Consider the following 20,559-nt stretch of genomic DNA (forward strand, 5'->3'; position numbering starts at 1 on the left):
ACGCAGGTATGCAACCGTGCCAGGGGAGCTTGGGTGGTCCAAGCACTCGACTTGTAATCGAGAGTTCGTGGGTTCAAATCCCACCCCTGGCTTCGACGCGTTCGTTCGGAACCGAACTGCAACTGGGCAACCGAAATTACCGTTTTTTCGAATCGTACCTGACGTGTCGGCGCGATCCGTGAGCAGTATCTACGGCGCGTCCAACTCGCCCGGCACCATCCCATCGAGATGTTTCAATACGACGCAGAACCGGCTTCGAGGGGGCCGCAATTGTGGACGTATTTTAGATTAAATTGCAACTAACAATACAAACCCCATTGCCATTCAGGGTGTGTTGGGGAAAATCAATCAATTTTGGGTGGACAGAGGGGTCCAAGTGACACTTATGCTAGCGGCCGTTGTCGGGTTGCTCATTGTCGAGATAGCAACACGGACAGGGATTTCAATGGCGTACATCGGTGGCGTGTTCGTCGCAGCGGCCGTTCTGATTAGTCCCGTAGCACCGCTCGGTGGCGTCGCTGGGCTCATCATCCACGATGTTTTCCACGGGATCATCGGGTACTGGACCGTCAGCACGACAGTCTGGATACTGTCTTTTGCCTGGGTGATTGTGTGGCTCACTAATGGACACTCTAGCGGCCAGAAGAGGCAGGGGCTGAAGTCGATGCTCCGGATGGCTCCGGCCTACGCCGCAGTAATACTGATCGGTGGAATCAACGCAACAGCGTTTGCGGCATGGCTGGTGATGGTTCTGGGGGCGCAACGCTTCTACACGGCCGCTATTGGCTTCCTTCCGGGTGTCGTCGCGGCTGTGGGACTCAGTGTGTTTGGCCTAGTCGCCATTGGAATCATCGAACGTCTCGGCAAACATATCGGCCGAGCAGACACTCGTGGCCACACGCTGATCGAATCGGAGGTGCCCGGACGAAAACCCTCGAAGGAGTCAACCGGGGTGATGGCTGTCGGCGTACTCGTCATCGGCGCTGGGTGGCTGTTTGGCGTTTCGGTGCTCGATGTGTTCGTCCACGACCTGGGGCTGTACCCGACAGCAAACGAATTCAGCGCGTTCGTTACCGGCTTCCTCGGCCGCGGTTCGCCGATAGCGCCCGTTGTAACAACTGCCCTGCTCGGAGTGTACAAGTACGGTGAACTGGCAGTGGTTCTCTCAGCACCGGTTGCGATAGCCGCTCTGTTCGGGTGGCATACCTACCACGATCAGATGCTCTTGTCCACTGCTCATGGCATTGGAAGTATCTGCACGAGGGCATCCGATGACTGAAAACCAGCCCGGATCAGACGATGGTGTGCCGAGCAGACGCCAGTTTCTCACGGCTCTCGGTGGCACGGCATTCGCGGCCGCAGGCTACGGATATGGCACCGAGCCCAGCGGGTCAGTGGCCGTCGATTCGGTGACGGGGTCTAGCGCTCACCCAGCATCGGGAGAGCATATCGAAGCGCTAACCGCGATAGCCACCGCGGTGTATCCGTCAGCGGTCTCGATAACGCCGTCATTCATCGAGAGCCGCGTGTTTGGACGGGTCGAACCGGAGCCGGGTCATTTTGACAAGCTCGTGACCGCAATCGAAGCGGTCGACGATCACGCCAAAGCACGGTTTGGGGGCAGGATTACTGACATTTCAGCAGGGCGGCGGCGGCAGGTCCTGCAGTCGATGGGTGTGACGACAGTGCACCCCACTGCCGACGGAACAACTGCGGAGCAGGTACGGTTTTATCTCGTGGGCGACCTGTTGTACGTGCTGTTTACGTCTCCTATGGGTGGCAAGCTGCTTGGTGTCGACAATCCGCCCGGGCATCCCGGTGGGCGAGAGGCATACAAGCAAGGACCGGAGGGCGGTGAACCATGACGGCCGCAGACGACCGAACCCCGACAGAGGCCGACGTCTGTGTCGTCGGGGCAGGGCCGGCCGGAGCGGTCACTGCATACTCGCTTGCACGCCGCGGGCACGATGTCGTGGTACTCGAAGCGGGAGAGCGGTTGACCCCAGCAGACCACCACCGACGCATGGAGATGTGGTTACGTCCGAACTTCGAACGTGACTCGTTCTGGCGCGACGACGAACGGGATAGATACACGACGACCGGCGACGTCGATGCACGGCTCAACGAGACGCGCGTGAAGGCGGTCGGTGGCACATCCCTGCACTGGGACGCGAACACCCCACGGCTTCACGAAGAAGACTTCGAGATGAACACGCGGTATGGGGTGGCACAGGATTGGCCGATCAGCTACGCCGACCTTCGGCCATACTATGTCCGTGCCGAACGGGAGATGGGCGTTGCAGGCGCCGACGACAACCCACACGGACCGCCGCGAAAAGAGCCCTATCCGCTGACGGCGTTCGAGCCGAGCTACTCGGATTCGCTGTTTGCCGAAGCCTGTGAAGAACTCGGAATCACGATGGCGTCACAGCCGAAAGCTATCAACTCCGAGGAGTACGATGACCGCTCCGAGTGCGTCGGATACGGTGTCTGCAACGCCTGTCCGTCGGGAGCGAAGTACAGCGCCGAAGTCCATGTCCAGAAGGCCGAGGCAGCGGGTGCACGGATCGTTGATCAGGTACAGGCCCTCTCCGTGGAGCACGACCGAGCAGGTGACTACGTGGAGTCCGTCGTCTACGCGACTCCCAACGGGCGTCACTTCCGGCAAGAAGCCGATCACTTCGTCATCGCGTGTGGCGGAATCGAGACACCACGGGTGCTGTTACTGTCGGATTCGGACGTGTATCCGGACGGATTAGCCAACTCCAGCGGGGCAGTCGGTCGGTACCTCATGGACCATCCCAGCGTCACGACGACAGGGACGCTCGAAGAGCCGACACGACAGAGCAATATCGGCTGGGTTTCCAGCCGGAGCGATCAGTTCTATGCTCACGAGGAGACCGGCTCCGGGAGCTACCACCTCACGTTTAGCAACACTGCGAAGTCCACGTCGGGAGGGGCGCAGTCCAGAAGCCCACCGACATCTCCATCGAGGTTGCTCGACATCGTCAGCAACCCGACCTCGGATACGGTGGCCGAACTCGCGACGGACCCGCTCAACGAGATGCAACTGGGAGACGCACTCGACCTTCCGACGACATCGGGGCCGCCGTATCCACTCTCGATACGTGGCGCGGGCGAGATGCTGCCGCGGCCCGACAACCGAGTCACGCTCGATAAATCAAAGACGGACAACCACGGCCGACCGGTACCGTCGATCGATCTCTCTGACGGAGCCCACGTTCAAGAGACGATGGAGCACTGTTTATCGGTCCAGAAATCGATTCTGACGGAACTCGGTGCCGAAATCACCGAGGTAGAGACACTAAGTGGGAGAAGAATGAGCACACACCACATGGGGACGACACGGATGGGTACGGATCCGGCAGAAACTGTCGTGAACGAAGAATGTCGGACACACGACCTCGCGAACCTCTGGATCGCGTCTTCGAGCGTCTTTACAACTGCTGGAGCGAACAATCCGACACTCACGATTGCGGCGCTCGCGCTGAAGACGGCAGATCACATCGACGAGAAGTTGTGATGCCACACTGGCAGAGACCCTGTGTGCCGCCGGGGACGGCCACTGCATGTCATATAGTTGGAGCAGCAGCGCGGGTAGCGCTACCAGATAGGTCTACGTTTTTACCGCTGGAGGGCGTACAATATGTCATGAGTGAATCCGAAGAAGAACTCCCGGACAACGACGAGGAATGGCGCGAAATACTCTCCGACGAGGAGTACCGAATCCTCCGCGAGTCTGGAACAGAACCGCGGTTCAGTAGCGACCTCATCGACGTAGAAGACGAGGGCGTGTTCACCTGTGCCGGCTGTGGGACGGAACTGTTCGATAGCGACAGGAAATTCGAATCAGAAACCGGCTGGCCGAGCTTCTGGGACGTGTATCAGGAAGGCAACGTCGAAACACGGGCGGACAACAGCCATGGGATGGAGCGAACGGAAGTCGTCTGTGCCGAGTGTGGCGGTCATCTGGGCCACGTGTTCGACGACGGACCGGAGCCGAGCGGGAAGCGGTACTGCATCAACGGCGCTGCGCTCGACTTCGAGTCGGAGTAGCGACCACCGGAACCCTTTTTTCCGTCATTGAAGTTGATACGGCTAGACGTGACTGAACACGGGACCGACGAGGCGGGCGACGACGGGGCCGGAACATCGGTCGACGAGTCGCTGGTCGACGAGCCACCGACTGCGACCGCCGAACAGCCACCGCCGGAGAGTCACCTGCTAGCCGAGAGCCTCCGAACGTTTCCGTGGCTCCGCGCGGCCGGCGTCGCAGTCGGGACGCTGGCTGTCGAATACCTGCTCGTCGCACTGCTGTTTCTCGTCGGGCCGTCGTCGATCGACCTGCCGGAACTGTCGGATCGGTTAGTCCAGTACGGGTTCGTGCTGTACAACGCCCATCACGTGCCGACGCTGGTGACGGCATCGGACGCGGAGGTGTACGGCTCGGCCGCCCGGAACGTCCTGTACGGCGCACAGGGTGCGAGCGTGCCACCCATCGTCTATTTCCTGATTCCGATTGTCGCGCTGGTCGCCGTCGGCGCGCTGTTCGAACGCTATCGCGGCGATACCCGGTCGGACAGCCTGCTCGAGGAGGCGGCGCTTGTCGGGACCGGCATCGGCTTCGGGTATGTCGCAACAGGGTTCGCAGGGAGCTTCGTGTTCGTCCGGACGGTCATGTTCGATGGCGGGGGCGAGGGACAGGCCGCACCGGCGGTGCTGTGGCTCCTCATCCTGCTGTTTTTCTTCCCGTTGGTATTTGCGAGTCTCGGCGCGGCCGCCCGGTATCTCTACGCCGACTGGGCTTCGGGCGCGTAAGTCGTCTCGATAAATTCAAGAATACGCTCGGACTCGGCCATCGTGATGCCGCGGTCCTCATCGACCAGAACCGGGACGCCCCGCTGGCCTGAGACCCGCTTCACCTCGTCGCGTTTCGAGTGCAGCGCCTCGACCCAGACGCTGTCGTAGTCGATGTCGAGTTCGTCCAGTCGGTCGGCGACCTTCTCGCAGTACGGACAGCCGTCGAGCTGGTAGAGCGTCAAGCTCATACTGAGCGGTACGGACGCCGCCCTCAAGGTGGTTGTGCTCGAAAAAAACGCAGCGGTCGACCTGACGTTACTCGTACAGCCAGGACGAGTCGATCTGGTCCCAGTCGACGAGTTCGTCCTCGTCGAAGAACAGCTCGATTTCGCGCTCGTTTGCGCCCTCGTCTTCGTGGTCGGAACCGTGAATGACGTTACGACCGAGATCGAGCCCGTAGTCACCGCGGATGGTGCCGGGAGCCGATTCGGCGGGGTCCGTCTCGCCCATCATGTTTCGGACCTGCCGGGTCGCGTCCTGACCTTCCCAGACCATCGCGAAGACGGGGCCGGAGGTGATGAAGTCGACGAGCCCGTCGAAGAATGGCTTGTCCTCGTGCTCGCCGTAGTGCTCCTCAGCGAGCTCCTGGTCGATCTGCATGAACTTGCCACCGACCATCTTCAGGCCACGGTCCTCGAAGCGGGAGACGATGTCCCCGATGAGGCCGCGCTGGACGCCGTCGGGCTTGACCATCACGAACGTACGCTCGTGTTCGGACATCAGGCCTCGGCCTCCTCGGCTTCCTCGTCAGCGTCGTCTTCGGCCTCGTCGGCGTCGGCATCAGCTTCTTCAGCGTCTGCTTCGGCAGCCTCGTCCTCAACCTCTTCGGCGTCTGCCTCGTCAGCGTCCGCTTCCACTTCTTCGGCTTCATCCTCAACCTCGTCCTCGACCTCACCGGCGTCACCGCGTGCGGTGTCGGTCCATTCGAGGTTGCGGGCCTCGCGGCCTAGGTCGGCGTTGTTCTCGCACTTCGAAGAACAGAAGTGCGTCGTCGCGCCGTCTTTGTGGACGAACATCGTGCCCGTGCCGGGCTCGATGTCCGTACCGCAGTAGTCACATTCGCGTGTCCGGGGCATGGTTACTGCCCTCCGATGGTGTCGGCCTCGCGAGCCGTCTCGCGGAGCTGGAGCACGTCACCTTCGCGGACCGGGCCGAGAACGTTGCGCGTGATGATGCGCCCCTGATTCTCGCCTTCGCGGATGCGGCACTTGACCTGCATGGCCTCGCCGTGCATCCCCGTCCGGCCCACGACTTCGATAACCTCGGCGGGCGTGGAACCGCTGCTTTCGGATTCCTCAGCGCTCATCCGAGGTCACCTCACCGAAGCTCCTCGACCTTGTCGGCGATGTCCTCGACATCGGCGTCAGCCTCACCGGCGTCGGTGACGGCTGCGGCGGCCGAGCCGACTTCGAGCCCGGCGGCGTGACCGAGGTCGTCCTGCTGCTCGACGAAGATGAAGGGAACGCCCTTCTCGTCGGCAAGCTCCGGAATGTGCATGACGATCTCCTCGGGCTGGACATCTTCAGCGACAAAGACGAGCTCGGCGGAGCCGCGCTCGATTGATTTGGTCGTCTCGTTTGTACCCTTCTTTACTGCGCCTGTGTCCCGGGCAACCTCGAGCGCCTCAAGGGCGTCGTCTTCGAGGTCCGCGGGAACGTCGAAATCTACGTATACTGGCATTTGTATGTTCACCTCCTGCGCGCGAGCTCAGGCTCCCCCGCCGTGTCCGGGCCGCGAGGCCCGTCACACCGTGATGGTGTGTATCCTGAAAAGGCTGGGAGCATCATCAACTCGGCGCAGGCTGTACCCCATTCTGTGCTACCGGCCCTAAAAGCGCTTTCGAAGCCGAAATCCCGTGCCAGCCCGCCACACGGGTGCTGTCGGGGGGTCTGTCTATTCCGCGGCCGCCGAGGCATCGGCCAGCGCGGCCCGCGCGTCCGAGACGAGACGGGCCACCACCTCACCAGCGGGCCGTACGTCCTGTGCAAGGCCGGCGCTCTGGCCGGCGTAGTGTGGCAGGGCCTCGACATCGCCAGTCATCCCCGCAAGCGGGGGCATATCAGCAAGCCGACTGATCGGCTCGCCATCGGGCATCTGTGCGACCTGTTCGGAGTCGCTATCGTCGTCCATTTTGTCCGAATAGGAGCCGGCCTGCCGCCGGACCTCGTCGGTTTCGAGGACCCGGTGTGGCTGGTCTGACCAGCCCCGGTCGAACAGTTCGGTAAACCGCGTCGCCGTCTCGGGCGCGTCGACGATTCGTTGCCGATATGTCTCGTGTGCGCCGGATTCCTCGGTCGCCACGAACCGAGTGCCGAACCAGCCGCCGTCAGCACCCAGCGTCAGCGCCGCCGCGAGGCCGCGCCCGTCGCCGAGACCGCCGGCCGCGACGACCGGGACTGGAACCGCGTCAGCTACCCGCGGGAGCAACGCCATCGTCGTCACGTCGCTCTGGACGTGGCCGCCGGCCTCCCGGCCCTGGGCGACCACGACATCGGTCCCGGCGTCGACGGCGGCCCTGGCCTCGGCAGCGCTGGCAACCGTGACCATCGCCGTGCCGCCGGCCTCGTGGACCCGGTCAATGTACGGCCCGGCATCGCCAAATGAAAATGAGACGACCGACGCGCCCGCGTCCAAACAGGCATCGAGACACGCCGACGGCGAGAGCACACCCGTCGACTCGTCGAGGACGACGTTGACGCCGACCACGCCGTCAGTCGCGTTTGCAGCGTCCGTGTACGCGTCGCGGATCGCGTCGGCCTCGCGCCACGACATCGCCAACATCCCAAGGCCGCCCGCGTCAGCGACTGCTGCGGCAAGAGACGGTGTCGAGACACTCCCGACTGGTGCTTGCACGACTGGGTAGTCGATACCGATTTCGGAACAGAGCGAGGTCTGGAGGGGAGCCATGCCGGCCACTGTGTCCGGTCGAATAAAAAGCGTACCTGGAGAGCGCCGTGACCGTCAGGTCCATACTGGCGCGTCCGCCACCTCCGGTATGGATATCGCACGCTCGCTCCGAGCAGAAGCCAGCCGTGCGAACGAGCGGCGGCTACTCGTTCTGGCGGGCGACCCCGACCGGACGCGGGAGCGAGCGGCAGCAGCGCTCGACGCGGCGGCTGTTCCCAGCGCGGAGACGACCGTTGTCGGCCCGAAGCCGTTCCTCGCCTGTGAGCATCACGAGCAGTCCCGCGCCGAGGAACTTCTCGGCCGGACGCGGACGGCTGTCATCCTCGATGCACACGAGGAACTGCGGCCGGACGCCGTCGGGCGGACCGTCGGTGCGGTCGACGGCGGCGGCCTCTACGTCCTCCTCGCGCCGCCGCTGGAGACGTGGCCCGAAGAGCGCGACGGATTCGACGCCTCGCTCGCAGTCCCGCCGTTCGATGTCGGAGACGTGAGCGGCCACTTCCGCCGTCGGTTCGTCGAGACGTTGCGAGCACACCGAGGTATCGCTATCGTCGATGCCGACACGGGTACTGTCGAGCAGGACGGCCTGACGGACCCGCCACCGAGCCGCCCGGTTTCGAGCCCGACAGCGCCAACCGACGCGTGGTTCCGCTCCGAGACCTACGCTCAGTGTCTCACCGACGACCAGCGGGACGCGGTCCAGGCGTTTGAGTCCCTGCGGGACGACGGTGCGGCGGTCGTGGTCGAGGCCGACCGGGGCCGAGGGAAATCCAGTGCCGCCGGGCTGGCAGCCGGAAACCTCGCTATCGGGGGGCGAGACGTGCTGGTGACCGCGCCGCAGTACCGGAGCGCCGCCGAGGTGTTCGCGCGGGCGGGACATCTTCTGGAGACGCTCGGCGTCGAGTTCGCTCGCGACCGGGCGTCGAACCCCCAGCAGCTCGACGTTGCAGGGGCGGGCTGCGTGCGGTATGCGCCACCGGATGAAGCGGCATCGCTTCCGGATGGTCCCGACGTGGTCATCGTCGACGAGGCCGCGGCCCTGCCGGTCCGGCGACTCGAACAGTTCCTCGACGCGCCGGCGGTTGCCTTCACGACGACCGTCCACGGCTACGAGGGGGCAGGACGAGGATTCTCCGTCCGGTTCCGTGATCGACTCGCGGAAAGCGACCACGCCGTCGCCGACGTGACGATGACGACGCCGATTCGATACGGCGACGCCGACCCCGTCGAAGTATGGGCGTTCCGGGCGCTGTTACTGGACGCGCGCCCGCCGGTCGATCAGCTTATCACGGATGCGACGCCGGAGACCGTCGAGTACCGCCGGCTCTCAGCAGCCGACCTGCTCGCTGACGAGCATCTGCTCCGGGAGGTCTTCGGCCTGCTCGTGCTGGCGCATTACCGGACGGAACCCTCGGACCTGGCCCGGTTGCTCGACGCACCCAATCTCGCTGTTCGGGCGCTGACCCACGAGGGCCACGTCGTTGCAGTGGCGCTGCTAGCACAGGAAGGCGGGCTCTCAGCTGACACGCGCGCCACGATGTACGAAGGAAGGCGAGTGCGAGGAAACATGCTTCCGGACGTGCTATCGACACAACTCCGTGACGAAGCCGCCGGAATCCCAGTCGGCCAGCGGGTCCTCCGTATCGCGACCCACGCTGCGGTCCGGTCCCGTGGGCTCGGCTCCGAACTCCTCTCGGAAATCAGAACGGAGTTCGCTGAACAAGTGGACTGGCTCGGGGTCAGCTACGGTGCGACGCCGGAACTCGTCCGTTTCTGGGCGGACAACGGCTACAACACTGTGCACCTCGCCACCTCGCGGAACGCGACCAGTGGCGAGTACTCCGTCGTAATGCTCAACCCCTGTTCCGACGACGGGGTGGCGCTCGCGGCGCGTCACGGGGAATGGTTTCAGGACCGAATCGCCGCAGTGCTGTCGGACCCACTTGACGACTGTGACCCTGACGTGGTTCGGGCCGTGCTTCGAGCGACCGACGGCGAGCGGCCGGTATCGCTCTCGGAGTGGGAGTGGCGGCTGGTCGCCGGCGTCCCCGGCGGCGCGTCGGTCCTCGACACGAACCCGAAGCCGTTCCGTCAGCTCACTCGCCAACACCTGTCGGACCCGGCCGACGCGACCGCGCTCTCGCCGCGGGAGGAACGCCTGCTCGTCCGAAAGGTCTTGCAGGCACATCCCTGGTCGGCTGTCGCCGAGGAACTGGCGTTCGTTTCCAAGCGTGAGTGTATGCGCACACTCGGCGGAATAGTCGAAAGGTTGACGCGTCTGTACGGCGACCCTTGGGTACAGGAGGAACTCGACAGACACCAATGAGCCTGCTCGGCCTCGAAACGCTGCTGTTCGTGCTCGCGTTCGCCCTGCTGGTCGGGGGCGTCGTCGGTAGCCTCACGCCGCAGGTCCCCGGCGCACTTGTCTCACTCGCCGGCGTGTATCTGTACTGGGTCGCCAGCGGCATGACTGAACCCGGAACGCTCTTCCTGGCCCTGCTGACGCTAGTCGGCCTGCTGACGTGGGCCGTCGACATCGCGGGCGGGGCCGTCGCCGCGCGGGTCGGCGGGGCGTCGAACTGGACGGCAGTTCTGGCCGGCGTGGTGGCGCTCGTCCTCTTTTTTGTTACCGGTCCGCTCGGCATCCTGCTGGGCGTCGCCGGGACGGTGTTCGTCGTCGAGTTCTATCGGCAGGAGGACGTCAGAGGGAGCGCGAAGGCCGCGCTGGTAACCACCGTCGGAATGCTGGCCTCCGGCGTCGTCCAGGCCTTGCTGACCGCGTCGATACTGGTCACCATGATTGCCGTCGCGCTTCTATGACACAGTGTGCGGAGGACGGCTGCGAAAACGAGGCCGCGGTCGAACTCCACATCCCCTGGGACGCGAACCGAGACGTGTGTCCGGCCCACGCTCGCGTCTGGACGCAGAAGGACGGCGTCGTCCCAGCGCCGATTGACGGCCACGAGGACGAGTGGCCATAGACCGTTGTCGTCGGAATTGACTCTTTAGTTCACACGTGGGTACTAGATCGGCGGGCTGTCAAACGTTCACGAAGAAAATATAATAATAATTGGGGTTGAATACGGCAAGTGAGGCGTGTTATCATGAAACGCGAGATGCTAACCACCGACTTCATCGACCGTGCAGCGGACATCTACGACGACGTGACCGGAATCGTCGCCCACGACGGCACCGAGTACACGTACGCGGAGGTAAACGAGCGAGTCAACCAGTTGGCACACGCGCTGTCGGACCGGGGCGTCTCGAAGGGGAGTCGCGTGGCCGTCCTCGCGCCGAACACACACTACTTCATCGAGACGCTGTACGCGACAAACAAACTCGGCGCGGTGTTCGTCCCGCTGAACTACCGGCTCGACCCTGCGAAAATCGAGTATATTCTGAACGACTGTGAAGCCGCGACAGTAATCGCCGACTACGACTTCGCGGAGAAAGTCCAGCCGGTACGGGACGACATCCCTGCAGAGACGTTCATCGGCTACAAACCCAACCGTATCGATGGGGAATGGGACGCCTACAGTGATGTCCTCGACGGACAGCCGACAGCCGAACCGGACCGGCCGGACATGACCGAGGACGACGACGCCAGCATCAACTACACGTCCGGCACGACGGGGGACCCGAAGGGCGTTGTCAGGACCCATCGGACCGAAAGCTGGCACTCGCTGGTGCTCAATCAGCACATGGAGATACGCGACGACGACACGTACCTCTGGACGCTCCCGATGTTCCACTGCAACGGCTGGGGCCACACCTACGCCATCACCGGAACCGGCGGGACGCACGTCTGTCAGCGGACCTTCGACGCCGCGGACACCTTCCGCCGGGTCCGCGAGTACGACGTGTCGTTCATGTGTGGCGCGCCGACGGTGCTGAACAAGCTCATTCAGCACTACCGGGCCAACGATGGCGACGTAGTGACGCAGGGCGACCGCGACGTACGGATCGCGACGGCCGGCAGCGCCCCGGCGACGGCGACCATCGAGCGCGTCGAAGACGAGTTTGGCTGGCGCATCATCCACATCTATGGCCTGACCGAGACGGCCCCGATCATCACGACCAGCAACTCCCCGCGGCGCATCGCCGAACGGGGCCGTGAACTCAAAGTCAAACAGGGCTCGGAAGCGCTGTGTACCGACATCCGTGTCGTCGACGAGGACGGCGATGACGTGCCACACGACGGTGCGACCATCGGTGAGATCGTGGTGCAGGGCAATCAGGTGATGGACCGCTATCTCAACAAGCCCGAGATCACCGAGGAGGCGTTCAACGACCGCGTCGAGGGGTACTTCCACACTGGCGACCTCGCGACGTGGGACGACGACGGGATGATACAGATCATGGACCGTCGAAAGGACATCATCATCTCCGGGGGCGAGAACATCTCCTCGATCGAACTGGAAGACGAACTGTACGACCACCCCGATGTGCTGAAAGCCGCGGTCATTCCGGCTCCGAGCGAGGACTGGGGCGAGACGCCGATGGCAATTGTCGTCCCGACGGCCGGCAGCGATGCGACCGAACAGGATATTCTAGATTTCCTCAGGGAACGCGTCGCGAGCTACAAGGTCCCCGCCGGCATCGACTTCCGGGACTCGCTTCCTGAAACGGCGACCGGAAAAATCCAGAAGTACGAGCTTCGCGAGGAGTACTGGCAGGAACAGGAGCGGATGATCGGTCAGGAGTGAGCGCGGCGGCGATAAAGCGCTAGGGCAGGATCAACACGATTCTTTATTAGGTTTCCAGCAGTCGGTCACACCATGCATCTGGGAGTCGTCGTGCCACGCGTCGAGGACCACAGCACAATCGACCTGGCCGTCGAAGCCGAAGCCCACGGTTACGACTCGGTCTGGCTGAACGAACTCTGGGGGGCTAGCTCCGTCGTCGAACTCACGGACATCGCGACACGGACCGACGACATCGAGATCGGCAGCGCGATACTCAACGTCTTCTCGCGGTCACCGGCCGTGCTGGCGATGACAGCGACGACCCTCGACAGGGTCTCGGACGGGCGGGCAGTGCTGGGGCTGGGAACGAGTACAGCCCGGTCCATCGAGAACATGCATAGCATGGAGTTCGAGCGGCCGGTCCGTCGCGCCCACGAGACCATCGATATGATCAAGCAACTCATGACCAGCGACGAGCGGGTGACCTACGATGGCGAGGTGGTCTCTGTCAGCGGCGTGCCGCCGCTGGATCGTGACGTGCCAGTGTATCACGCCGCCCTCGGGCCGGCCAACAGGCGGGTCGTCGCCAGACTCGCCGACGGCTGGCTCCCACACATGGTTCCCTTCTCCGAACTCGAAGCGTCGTTCGATTATATCGCCGAGACCGCACGCGATGCCGACCGCGACCCAAGCGAGATCACCGTCGCACCGTACGTGCCGGCAGTGGTCCACGAGGAGTCCGAGCGAGCCACCGAAGAACTCCGGCAGCACATCGCCTACTACGTCGGCAACGGCGAGGGGTACCGCCGGGCGGTCGCGGAGACGTATCCGGACCGAGCGGAGCGCATCGCCGACGCCTGGCAGGCGGGTGACCGCGGCGAGGCGACGGAGCTCGTCACTGACGAAATGACGGCTGACCTCGGCATCGCCGGGACGCCGGAACAGGCGCAAGAGAAACGGGATAAAATTGCGGACAGGGCTGTCATCGACCGGCTTCTGCTAACTGTGCCACAGCAGGTCGACGGGGAGCTGGCTCGGACGACGATTCGGGCGCTGGGGCCGAGTTAGAGGTCGATCTCCATCATCACCTCGTCGGCGTACTCGTCGCCGAACTTGTAGTGGTCCTCGCGGATAGCTTCGGTGTCCCAGCCGTGGCCTTCGAGGAACTCGATTGCATCCTCGTTCGTCGATGGGACAGAGTTGTACAGTTTCTCGTAGCCGTTCGACGCCGCCCACTCGGTGCCCCGGGCGAGCAACTGGGAGCCGATGCCGTGACCCCGATACCGTTCAAGCACACCCAGCGTTAGCTCTGCCGTGTGGCTGAGTTTCTCCACCTCCGGGTGCTTGAGGTGAACCCACCCGACCACGTCGTCGTCGATGCAGGCGACGAAGAAGATGCGCGACTCCAGTTCGTTGTGTCGGAGCAACACACCCTCGCTGTCCACCACATCGGCGACGGTCTCCGCGTCGACGTACTCACCGCCGCCGATTGCGGCCCGGATGGCTCCAACGAGTCCGGTCAGGTCTTCCTGTCGCGCCTGGCGGATGGTGAACTCGATGTCGTCGGCCTCGAACTCCTCCTCGACAGTGTCGTTGTAGGCGACGCGGAGTTCCCCGTCGATATCCTCTAATACGCCGTCGCGTTTGAGTATCGCGACGTGATGGCCGAACGGCCGCGGGTCCATCTGCAGCGCCGACCGGGCCGCTCTCGGTTCGACGGACCCGTGTGATTCGACGTACTCGTAGATATCCCGTCGATCCTCGTGGTCGAACTGCAGTGGCTCTGTTAACTCCATGGTATTAGCTACCACGACACAGTACTTAATCCTTTATCAAAAACCATGTATATCTAAGCAAACGGTCACTACTGGTCCGGAACGCCGGTCAGAAGCACTGCCACGTCGCGAGCGTTGTGTGTATCGACGAGCAGCTCTGCGGCCGTTCTGACGCTGTAGGTGCCGGCTAACTCCACGCCGTAGCAGGCGGTATAGCAGTCCAGCCAGTCGTTCATCGTCCGTTCCAGTCGCTTGAACTCCTCCTCGGAGAAGCGGACCCACGACCCGCCGGTCCGGGCCTCACAGTACAGAGCTACCGTGGGGCCGAACCCTTCCCGAAGGAGTTCCATCGCGCGCTCCTCATCCGGCGGGTCAGGGTCCAGTGACTCGCGGGTCTGCTCCACTCGGCGGGAGAGCGCCCGAAGGCGGTCGTCGTACCGGCCACTCATCACCGAACGGGTCACCCCTGATTGAACTCCACGCCTTTCCCGCCAGCGGGGTGTTCCCACTCGGTGTCGGCGACGATGGCACAGGTGCCACACTCGACGCAAGGCTGGGTGTCGAGGCTCACGAGGTGTTCCTCGCTGCCGTTGGTCTGGACCATCTCGTCGCGGTAACAGCCCCCGCCGAAGTCCTCGGCGCTGACCGGGCAGGCCGTGACAGCGGTGCCGGACGCCTCGAAGGACTTGTCGACCAGTTCGATGTGCGGATCGCCCACGTCGTAGGTCAGGTCGCCGATACGGTCGGCCAGGTCGGGTGGCGAGACGGTGTTCTCGTCCGTTACGGGCTCACCCAGTTCCTCCGCGATGACTGTCGGGAGCGTCACGTAGGGCAGTTTGGTGTCGGGAATCATCGACACCAACCGCGGTGACGAGTAGGCCCGTTCGAGCAGTCCGGCTGCCGCGCGGACCCCGAACCGGCCGACGGCGGAGTCGGCGATAGCGTTCGAGAGGTCGTCGACGGGGCCGAGTTCGCCGAGCTGTCCGAACACCCTGTACCCGGTCGGCCGGAGTTTGTCCATCACGCCCTCGTCGTTGAGTTTCTTTTCGTACAGGTCGCCGGCCTGAGACGGGTCGTCTCGTGCCCTCGCGTCGGCGAAGGCCTCGGCGGCCAGCGCTCCGGCGGTGACCGCGTGGTTCATTCCCTTGATGATGGGGCCCTGGGCCTGCATCTGGCCGGCGGCGTCGCCGACCAGAACGAGCCGGTCTTTGTGTGGCGAGGGATGTGCCGCCTTCTTCGAGTCCGGAACCAGTTTCGCGCTGTACTCGCGCTCGTCGTACTCGTCGCCGAGCCACTGGGCCATGAGCGGATGCGTGAGCAGGCTGTCGAGCAGTTCGTGGGGTTCCGCCCGCTCCTCGGCGATGGAATCGAGGTGGAACACGGTACCGATAGACAGCGAGGACTCGTTGGTGTAGAGGAAGCCGCCGCCGCGGACGCCGTCGAACAGGTCACCCGAGAACAGGTGGGCTGTGCCGTCGTCGGGGGCCACATCGAACCGGGCGTTGATGAGTTCGGGCTCCATGTCGACGACGGCCTTGACGCCCTGGAACCACTCCTCCGGCTCTTCCCAGTCCATCAGCCCGGCATCGCGGGCGAGTTCCGAGTTGACGCCGTCGGCCGCCACGACCATGTCGGCCTTGATCGGGTCCAGTTCCTCGGTCGTCACGCCGACGATCTCCCCCCGTTCGCGGAGCAGGCCGGTGACGTGGACCTCAGTCAGCAGGCCGCCGCCGGTCTCGCGGGTGCGCTCGTGGACCTGCTGGGCGAGCCACGAGTCCATCTTCCGGCGGAGTACTGCGTCGGCCCACGCCGTGTCGTGGTGGTGCAGGCCGCCGATGTCGAAGGACTTCACCTTGTCGCCGGCGATGTTGTGGATGATGTTCTCCGTCACCGGTCGCTCCGTCGCCTCCTCGCGGAAGCCCGGGAACAGCCCGTCGATGGTGTAGGGGGCCGATTCCTCGGCGTAGATGAGCCCGCCGGAGACGTTCTTCGAGCCGGCATCGACGCCGCGTTCGAGCACCAGCGTCTCGACGCCGTTCCGCGCGAGCGTCGCCGCCGCGGCGGCCCCGCCCGGGCCACAGCCGACGACGACCGCTTCGTACTCCTCGACAGCGTCAGTCATCGCTGGCCTCCATCATCGCGCCGAGTTCACCGGCTTCGACAGCCTCGGTCAACTGCGGCAACACCTCGAACAGATCGCCCTCGATGAGGTAGTCCGAGAAGTCACGGATATCGGCGTCCGGGTCGGTGTTGATAGCGATGATCGTATCGGACTCGTCACAGCCGACCTTGTGCTGGATCGCCCCGGAGATACCCGCTGCGATGTACACGTCGGGTTCGACTTCCTGCCCGGACTCGCCGATCTGGCGCTCCTCGGTGACGTACTGCTCGACGTGGCCGTCGAAGGAGTACGACGAAGTGATGACGCCCCGGGAGAGCCCCAGATCGGCGTCCTCGAAGGCATCCACGAGGTCCAACGCCTGCTCGATGCCCCGCGTCGGGTCGTCGCCGATGCCCCGACCCACAGCGACGATGACGTCGTGGCCGGTGAGGTCAACGCCGCCGGAGAGGCGGTCGTACTCCTCGACCTCGACCTGGAACCACGCCTCGTCGAGGTCCATCTCGTAGTCGACGACCTCGCCGTCGCGTTCGTAGTCCGGGTCGGGCATCTCGAAGCTCCCCGGGATCACCGACGCCCCTTGCGGGTGGAAGTCCCGGTTGGGCTTGTCGATACAGAGAATCGTCGAATACTCGAACCCGGAGAAGTCCGGGCGCTTCATGTGCAACACGCGCTCGAACTCCTCCTTGTCCCCGGCGGTACCGACTTTCGCGGGGTTCGAGATCATCGTGCTCTCGATGTACAGCCCCGAACAGTCCGATGCTAATCCGGAGTCGAGTTCGCCCTGGACGAGCGCCGAGAGGTCCCGACCGTTGTTCGTCGCCGGGAAGACGGTGTAGCGCGGTTCGTGGTAATCCTTCCACTCGACTTCCTCACGGCCCTCGGCGGCGAGGTCGCCGCCGGCGCGAGCCATGTCACAGAAGATTTCGGTGTAGGGCTGATGGCGGAAGCGGTCGAGGCGGTCGTCCTCGTGATAGACGACGAGATCCGCGCCGCAGGCGATGACATCCTCAACGTGGTCGCCCGCGTCGGCCCCGATGAGCACGGCGACGACGCGCTCCTCTTCGTCGTACGCTGCGTTGTAGTCGTCCATCAGTTCGCGGGCCTTCCCGAGCATCTCCTTCGACACGTCGACGAGTTCGCCGGCCTGTGTCTCACAGTACACCCACATATCGCGGTACTCCGCGCCGACGGTCCCCTCGACCCACTGCTTGTCGTTGGTTGGGTGGTCGAGGTCCGGGTACTTCTCCTCCGGCGGGACGTACTCGACTTCCGCCGTCTCCTCACCCTCGGCTTCCTCGGTCCCCTCGACGGACTCGATTCGACTCTCTATCTGGGATTTCGCCGTCTTGCGGTCCTGGCCCGCTTTCTCGCGTTCGAGCAAGTCCCGGAGCACGTCGGTGTCGTCGACCTCTCGCACCATGTTCGCCACGTCGGCGACAGTGAGGTCCGACAGGTCGACGGTTTTCGGATCGATTTCGCCGTCGCCCTCGCTTTCGACTTTTTCAATGCGATCCTCGATGAGCGTCTTGACCGGGACCCGGTCCTCGCCGTCTTCCTCTAGCGCCAGCATCGCCCGCAGTTCGTCGGCGTCGTCGACGTCTTTGATTTTCGGGCCCAACTCGGCGATCTCGTGTTCTGTGGGATCGATTTCAGGCATAGTCAGTCACCCGCCGCGTAGGGGGTGAGTTCGTCCAGTACCGGTTCCAGCGCCTCGCGTTCGTCGGCCTCGATCATCGTCGCCTCCCGCTCCGAAGGGGCCTTCGGAATCGGGTCAACCCCGGAGACGATGGTCGGGGAACCGTCCAGCCCGATGTAGTCCGGGTCAAGGTTGAGGTCCTCGTGGTCCCAGACCGTGAGGTGGTCCTCGTACTCCTCGGCCCGTTCCTGAGTCTCCTCGCGGAGGTCCTTGTGGTTCAGCCGGTGGCTCGCCTTCCGATAGGTCGGTTCGAACTCGGGGTCGGCGACGATGAAACACGGCATCGGCGCTTCGACCGTTTCAATCTCGGAGATATCGCCGTCGACCAGCCGCTTCGCCCGGACGGTGCCGGCGTCCTCGTCGATATCGAGCGAGAGAACGTGGGTGATTATCGGCCAGTCCAAGCACCAGCAGGTCTGGGGGCCGGTGTGGCCGGTCTCGCCGTCGGCCGTCTTGAACCCGGCAAACACCAAATCCGGCTGTTCGTCCAGGTTCTGGAGGCCGGTGGCGACGGTCATCGCGGTGGCCCAGGTGTCCGCGGCCCCCATCTCGCGGTCCGAGAGGAGGTACAGGTCGTCGGCGTACACGTCCCGCATTCCCTCCTGTAAGACCTCTTTGTACCCCGGCGGTCCCATGCTCATCAGCGAGACGTGCCCGCCGTTGCGGACTTTCGTCTGGAACGCCGCCCGGAGCGCGTGCTTGTCGTTGGGGTTCATCACCGTCGGTGTCTTTCCCCGTTCGAGATGGCCGTCCTCGTCGAACGACACCTGTCCCTCGCGGAAGTCCGGTACGCCTTTCGTCATCACGACTGTATGCATGCTATCACGACCCTCGTGAGTGTATCTCACACAAGAATCTATAATAAATGTATGTTTACAAATCTGGATGACAGGTAGGCGTAGCTGTCTCAGGGGCGGTAGAATCCGGACAACGCGCTATATGACGACAGACTGACAGCTATCAGCCATTTATATTTGGGGCGTAGAATGCTGCAATTCCGCGGAAACAGGGGTTCCAATAGCTTCAGATACGACCGGCGCGGCCCGGGTCCACGTCGATGGCGTCGACCGGACACACGTCGACACAGAGCATGCAGTCGATGCACTGCTCCTCGTGGGCGGGGTCGGCCTTGATTTCGCTCTCCGGATGGTCCGGCGTGTCGACCCACTCGAACACGTCGACGGGGCAGTCCTCTAGACACGCGCCGTCGGCGATGCAGATATCGAAGTCGACGGCGACGTGTGTCCCGTGGATGCCCAGTTCCTCGGGTTCGTCGACCGGTCCCCAGACATCGTGTCCATCGTGCTGTTCGACAACGTCGCGGTTCTCCTCGAACTCCGGGTCTATGGCCATTGGTATCTTATCTCACTTTTGCGAGCTACTTAACTTTTCGACCTGACCGTCAGAATCCGGGGCCGTCGCGGCGATCCGGTCCCCGAGTATCCGCCGGTCCGAGGTCGTCGATGCGGTCGGTCGGCCCGGGCAGGTTGCCGCCAGGCAAGCCGGTGTCCTCACCCGTCCCTGTCGCGTCGCCAGTGTCCGGTCCGCCGGTTCCGACTCGCCGGATGAACTCGACAGTCCGCTTGTACACGTCGTCGTACTGGGCCCCGTGGAAGGGGAAGCCGTGGTCCGACGGCACTGTCTCGTGAACCACATCGGTCATGGGACCGAGGGCGTCGGCCAACAGTTCGGACTGGGCTGGCGGCACGACATCGTCGTCGGTGCCGTGGAGCAACAGCGTCGGTGGGGCGTCGGTGTTCACCTGCCCGACCGGTGAGGCGAGGTCGTAGGCCGCAGGTTCATCATCGGGCCCGCCACCGAGGTACGCGCGGTGGCCCTCGCCTTCGGTAACATCGGTAGCGTTGTCCAGCGCGTGGAAGTCATAGACGCCGGCGTAGCCGACGGCGGCCGACAGCGCCGAGGACGCGCCGGGGTACAGTTCGGGTTCGAACGCGGGCTCGTCCGCCGTTAGGGCGGCCAGCAGGACGAGGTTCGCGCCCGCCGAATGACCGACGCCGATGATTCGGTTGGTGTCCGCGCCGTAGCTTTCGCCCTCCGCCCGGGCCCACTCGATAGCGGCTTTCACGTCGACCAGCGCCGCCGGGAACGTCGATTCCGGTGCGAGCCGATACTGCGGCTCGATGACCAGGAAGCCGTCTGCGGCGAGATCGAGCGCGTGGCGGGAGAACTCGCCCTTGTCGCCGAAAGTGAACGCGCCGCCGCGGACCAGCACGGCGACCGGTTTCGGGCCGCTAGCCGCCGCTGCGTCGTACAGGTCGAGCGTCAGCGTCTCGCCGTCCACCTCGTGAAACGGGATATCACGCTGCACTGTCACTGACTCCGGGGCGCGGTCTGTCACGGGCGACAGTCGGGCCGTCGCGGACATAAGCCCGACGCTATCCGCTTTCGACAATCCTGGATTCGATGAATGAGGGTACTGACCACAGCAAACGCTTTTTTTACTATCAGTACGCCATCGACCGATAAAATAAA

At 63.9% G+C, this 20,559-nt stretch carries 23 protein-coding genes and 1 tRNA gene; 11 read left to right on the forward strand and 13 right to left on the reverse strand.

What is annotated here, in order from left to right:
- Nucleotides 1-18 precede the first annotated feature (18 nt).
- From C443_RS08340 to C443_RS08365, 6 genes are all read left to right on the forward strand, one after another.
- Nucleotides 19-92 (forward strand) — tRNA-Thr (locus C443_RS08340).
- A gap of 293 nt (nt 93-385) precedes the next feature.
- Nucleotides 386-1,279, forward strand: a complete 894-nt coding sequence (locus tag C443_RS08345) for a hypothetical protein (RefSeq protein ID WP_005535533.1) — start codon at nt 386-388, stop codon at nt 1,277-1,279.
- Nucleotides 1,272-1,865, forward strand: a complete 594-nt coding sequence (locus C443_RS08350) for a gluconate 2-dehydrogenase subunit 3 family protein (RefSeq protein ID WP_005535537.1) — start codon at nt 1,272-1,274, stop codon at nt 1,863-1,865. The genes C443_RS08345 and C443_RS08350 overlap by 8 nt, the downstream gene beginning before the upstream one ends.
- On the forward strand, nt 1,862-3,544 hold the full coding sequence (locus tag C443_RS08355) for a GMC family oxidoreductase (protein WP_005535538.1): 1,683 nt from the start codon (nt 1,862-1,864) through the stop codon (nt 3,542-3,544). Before C443_RS08350 ends, C443_RS08355 begins: the two co-directional genes overlap by 4 nt.
- 128 nt (nt 3,545-3,672) lie before the next feature.
- Nucleotides 3,673-4,077, forward strand: coding sequence for a peptide-methionine (R)-S-oxide reductase MsrB (gene msrB, locus C443_RS08360; protein WP_004593495.1), 405 nt, complete (start codon nt 3,673-3,675; stop codon nt 4,075-4,077).
- A 48-nt stretch (nt 4,078-4,125) separates the two neighbouring features.
- Nucleotides 4,126-4,839 carry a hypothetical protein gene (locus tag C443_RS08365; protein ID WP_005535540.1) on the forward strand — a complete coding sequence of 238 codons (714 nt, stop codon included), beginning with the start codon at nt 4,126-4,128 and terminating at the stop codon, nt 4,837-4,839.
- Here the strand turns inward: C443_RS08365 and C443_RS08370 are convergent.
- The 6 genes from C443_RS08370 to C443_RS08395 all read right to left on the reverse strand — a co-directional run bounded on the left by C443_RS08370 (nt 4,812) and on the right by C443_RS08395 (nt 7,788).
- Entirely contained in the window at nt 4,812-5,069 is a 258-nt protein-coding gene (locus C443_RS08370) for a glutaredoxin family protein (protein WP_005535542.1), read from the reverse strand. The two genes, C443_RS08365 and C443_RS08370, sit on opposite strands and share 28 nt — an antisense overlap.
- Before the next feature lie 67 nt (nt 5,070-5,136).
- On the reverse strand, nt 5,137-5,601 hold the full coding sequence (ndk, locus tag C443_RS08375; RefSeq protein WP_005535544.1) for a nucleoside-diphosphate kinase: 465 nt from the start codon (nt 5,599-5,601) through the stop codon (nt 5,137-5,139).
- Nucleotides 5,601-5,957: a 50S ribosomal protein L24e gene (locus C443_RS08380; RefSeq protein WP_005535545.1), complete on the reverse strand. Its 357-nt coding sequence runs from the start codon at nt 5,955-5,957 to the stop codon at nt 5,601-5,603. The genes ndk and C443_RS08380 overlap by 1 nt, the downstream gene beginning before the upstream one ends.
- A 2-nt stretch (nt 5,958-5,959) precedes the next feature.
- Entirely contained in the window at nt 5,960-6,187 is a 228-nt protein-coding gene (locus C443_RS08385) for a 30S ribosomal protein S28e (RefSeq protein ID WP_004516764.1), read from the reverse strand.
- 11 nt (nt 6,188-6,198) lie between these two features.
- On the reverse strand, nt 6,199-6,561 hold the full coding sequence (gene rpl7ae / locus C443_RS08390; protein ID WP_004593501.1) for a 50S ribosomal protein L7Ae: 363 nt from the start codon (nt 6,559-6,561) through the stop codon (nt 6,199-6,201).
- A gap of 213 nt (nt 6,562-6,774) precedes the next feature.
- On the reverse strand, nt 6,775-7,788 hold the full coding sequence (locus tag C443_RS08395; RefSeq protein ID WP_005535552.1) for an NAD(P)H-dependent flavin oxidoreductase: 1,014 nt from the start codon (nt 7,786-7,788) through the stop codon (nt 6,775-6,777).
- On the opposite strand from C443_RS08395, the gene tmcA reads away from it, so the two are divergent.
- From tmcA to C443_RS08415, 5 genes are all read left to right on the forward strand, one after another.
- A complete protein-coding gene (gene tmcA, locus C443_RS08400; protein WP_193363479.1) occupies nt 7,787-10,114 on the forward strand; it encodes a tRNA(Met) cytidine acetyltransferase TmcA in 2,328 nt (775 codons plus the stop codon). The two genes, C443_RS08395 and tmcA, sit on opposite strands and share 2 nt — an antisense overlap.
- The gene (locus C443_RS08405) at nt 10,111-10,608 is read left to right on the forward strand and encodes a DUF456 domain-containing protein (protein ID WP_005535555.1); all 498 of its coding nucleotides are present in this window, start codon (nt 10,111-10,113) and stop codon (nt 10,606-10,608) included. The genes tmcA and C443_RS08405 overlap by 4 nt, the downstream gene beginning before the upstream one ends.
- Complete coding sequence (locus C443_RS21665; RefSeq protein WP_005535556.1) at nt 10,605-10,769, forward strand: hypothetical protein; 165 nt, start codon at nt 10,605-10,607, stop codon at nt 10,767-10,769. Before C443_RS08405 ends, C443_RS21665 begins: the two co-directional genes overlap by 4 nt.
- A gap of 123 nt (nt 10,770-10,892) precedes the next feature.
- Complete coding sequence (locus tag C443_RS08410) at nt 10,893-12,494, forward strand: class I adenylate-forming enzyme family protein (RefSeq protein ID WP_005535557.1); 1,602 nt, start codon at nt 10,893-10,895, stop codon at nt 12,492-12,494.
- A gap of 72 nt (nt 12,495-12,566) precedes the next feature.
- Nucleotides 12,567-13,541 carry an LLM class flavin-dependent oxidoreductase gene (locus tag C443_RS08415; protein WP_005535558.1) on the forward strand — a complete coding sequence of 325 codons (975 nt, stop codon included), beginning with the start codon at nt 12,567-12,569 and terminating at the stop codon, nt 13,539-13,541.
- Here the strand turns inward: C443_RS08415 and C443_RS08420 are convergent.
- The 7 genes from C443_RS08420 to C443_RS08450 all read right to left on the reverse strand — a co-directional run bounded on the left by C443_RS08420 (nt 13,538) and on the right by C443_RS08450 (nt 20,452).
- Nucleotides 13,538-14,269 (reverse strand): GNAT family N-acetyltransferase, encoded by a 732-nt coding sequence (locus tag C443_RS08420; protein WP_005535559.1) that lies wholly within the window; start codon nt 14,267-14,269, stop codon nt 13,538-13,540. The two genes, C443_RS08415 and C443_RS08420, sit on opposite strands and share 4 nt — an antisense overlap.
- 68 nt (nt 14,270-14,337) lie before the next feature.
- Nucleotides 14,338-14,697, reverse strand: coding sequence for a hypothetical protein (locus tag C443_RS08425; RefSeq protein ID WP_005535560.1), 360 nt, complete (start codon nt 14,695-14,697; stop codon nt 14,338-14,340).
- 11 nt (nt 14,698-14,708) lie between these two features.
- Nucleotides 14,709-16,370, reverse strand: a complete 1,662-nt coding sequence (locus C443_RS08430) for an FAD-dependent monooxygenase (RefSeq protein WP_005535561.1) — start codon at nt 16,368-16,370, stop codon at nt 14,709-14,711.
- Complete coding sequence (locus tag C443_RS08435; RefSeq protein WP_005535563.1) at nt 16,363-18,027, reverse strand: electron transfer flavoprotein subunit alpha/FixB family protein; 1,665 nt, start codon at nt 18,025-18,027, stop codon at nt 16,363-16,365. Before C443_RS08435 ends, C443_RS08430 begins: the two co-directional genes overlap by 8 nt.
- A gap of 2 nt (nt 18,028-18,029) precedes the next feature.
- On the reverse strand, nt 18,030-18,884 hold the full coding sequence (locus C443_RS08440) for an electron transfer flavoprotein subunit beta/FixA family protein (protein WP_005535565.1): 855 nt from the start codon (nt 18,882-18,884) through the stop codon (nt 18,030-18,032).
- Nucleotides 18,885-19,089: 205 nt separating this feature from the next.
- Complete coding sequence (locus C443_RS08445) at nt 19,090-19,419, reverse strand: 4Fe-4S dicluster domain-containing protein (RefSeq protein WP_004593526.1); 330 nt, start codon at nt 19,417-19,419, stop codon at nt 19,090-19,092.
- Between the two features lie 49 nt (nt 19,420-19,468).
- Nucleotides 19,469-20,452, reverse strand: coding sequence for an alpha/beta hydrolase (locus tag C443_RS08450; RefSeq protein WP_005535568.1), 984 nt, complete (start codon nt 20,450-20,452; stop codon nt 19,469-19,471).
- Nucleotides 20,453-20,559 lie beyond the last annotated feature (107 nt).

Source organism: Haloarcula argentinensis DSM 12282, from assembly GCA_000336895.1.
Lineage (GTDB): Archaea > Halobacteriota > Halobacteria > Halobacteriales > Haloarculaceae > Haloarcula > Haloarcula argentinensis.

Bases quoted from the DNA above. Each gene is read 5' to 3' on its own strand.
- C443_RS08345 (WP_005535533.1), top strand. From the start codon at position 386: ATGCTAGCGGCCGTTGTCGGGTTGCTCATTGTCGAGATAGCAACACGG.
- C443_RS08350 (WP_005535537.1), top strand. From the start codon at position 1,272: ATGACTGAAAACCAGCCCGGATCAGACGATGGTGTGCCGAGCAGACGC.
- C443_RS08355 (WP_005535538.1), top strand. From the start codon at position 1,862: ATGACGGCCGCAGACGACCGAACCCCGACAGAGGCCGACGTCTGTGTC.
- msrB (WP_004593495.1), top strand. From the start codon at position 3,673: ATGAGTGAATCCGAAGAAGAACTCCCGGACAACGACGAGGAATGGCGC.
- C443_RS08370 (WP_005535542.1), bottom strand. From the start codon at position 5,069: ATGAGCTTGACGCTCTACCAGCTCGACGGCTGTCCGTACTGCGAGAAG.
- ndk (WP_005535544.1), bottom strand. From the start codon at position 5,601: ATGTCCGAACACGAGCGTACGTTCGTGATGGTCAAGCCCGACGGCGTC.
- C443_RS08380 (WP_005535545.1), bottom strand. From the start codon at position 5,957: ATGCCCCGGACACGCGAATGTGACTACTGCGGTACGGACATCGAGCCC.
- C443_RS08385 (WP_004516764.1), bottom strand. From the start codon at position 6,187: ATGAGCGCTGAGGAATCCGAAAGCAGCGGTTCCACGCCCGCCGAGGTT.
- rpl7ae (WP_004593501.1), bottom strand. From the start codon at position 6,561: ATGCCAGTATACGTAGATTTCGACGTTCCCGCGGACCTCGAAGACGAC.
- tmcA (WP_193363479.1), top strand. From the start codon at position 7,787: ATGCCGGCCACTGTGTCCGGTCGAATAAAAAGCGTACCTGGAGAGCGC.
- C443_RS08395 (WP_005535552.1), bottom strand. From the start codon at position 7,788: ATGGCTCCCCTCCAGACCTCGCTCTGTTCCGAAATCGGTATCGACTAC.
- C443_RS08405 (WP_005535555.1), top strand. From the start codon at position 10,111: ATGAGCCTGCTCGGCCTCGAAACGCTGCTGTTCGTGCTCGCGTTCGCC.
- C443_RS21665 (WP_005535556.1), top strand. From the start codon at position 10,605: ATGACACAGTGTGCGGAGGACGGCTGCGAAAACGAGGCCGCGGTCGAA.
- C443_RS08410 (WP_005535557.1), top strand. From the start codon at position 10,893: ATGAAACGCGAGATGCTAACCACCGACTTCATCGACCGTGCAGCGGAC.
- C443_RS08415 (WP_005535558.1), top strand. From the start codon at position 12,567: ATGCATCTGGGAGTCGTCGTGCCACGCGTCGAGGACCACAGCACAATC.
- C443_RS08420 (WP_005535559.1), bottom strand. From the start codon at position 14,269: ATGGAGTTAACAGAGCCACTGCAGTTCGACCACGAGGATCGACGGGAT.
- C443_RS08425 (WP_005535560.1), bottom strand. From the start codon at position 14,697: ATGAGTGGCCGGTACGACGACCGCCTTCGGGCGCTCTCCCGCCGAGTG.
- C443_RS08430 (WP_005535561.1), bottom strand. From the start codon at position 16,370: ATGACTGACGCTGTCGAGGAGTACGAAGCGGTCGTCGTCGGCTGTGGC.
- C443_RS08435 (WP_005535563.1), bottom strand. From the start codon at position 18,027: ATGCCTGAAATCGATCCCACAGAACACGAGATCGCCGAGTTGGGCCCG.
- C443_RS08440 (WP_005535565.1), bottom strand. From the start codon at position 18,884: ATGCATACAGTCGTGATGACGAAAGGCGTACCGGACTTCCGCGAGGGA.
- C443_RS08445 (WP_004593526.1), bottom strand. From the start codon at position 19,419: ATGGCCATAGACCCGGAGTTCGAGGAGAACCGCGACGTTGTCGAACAG.
- C443_RS08450 (WP_005535568.1), bottom strand. From the start codon at position 20,452: ATGTCCGCGACGGCCCGACTGTCGCCCGTGACAGACCGCGCCCCGGAG.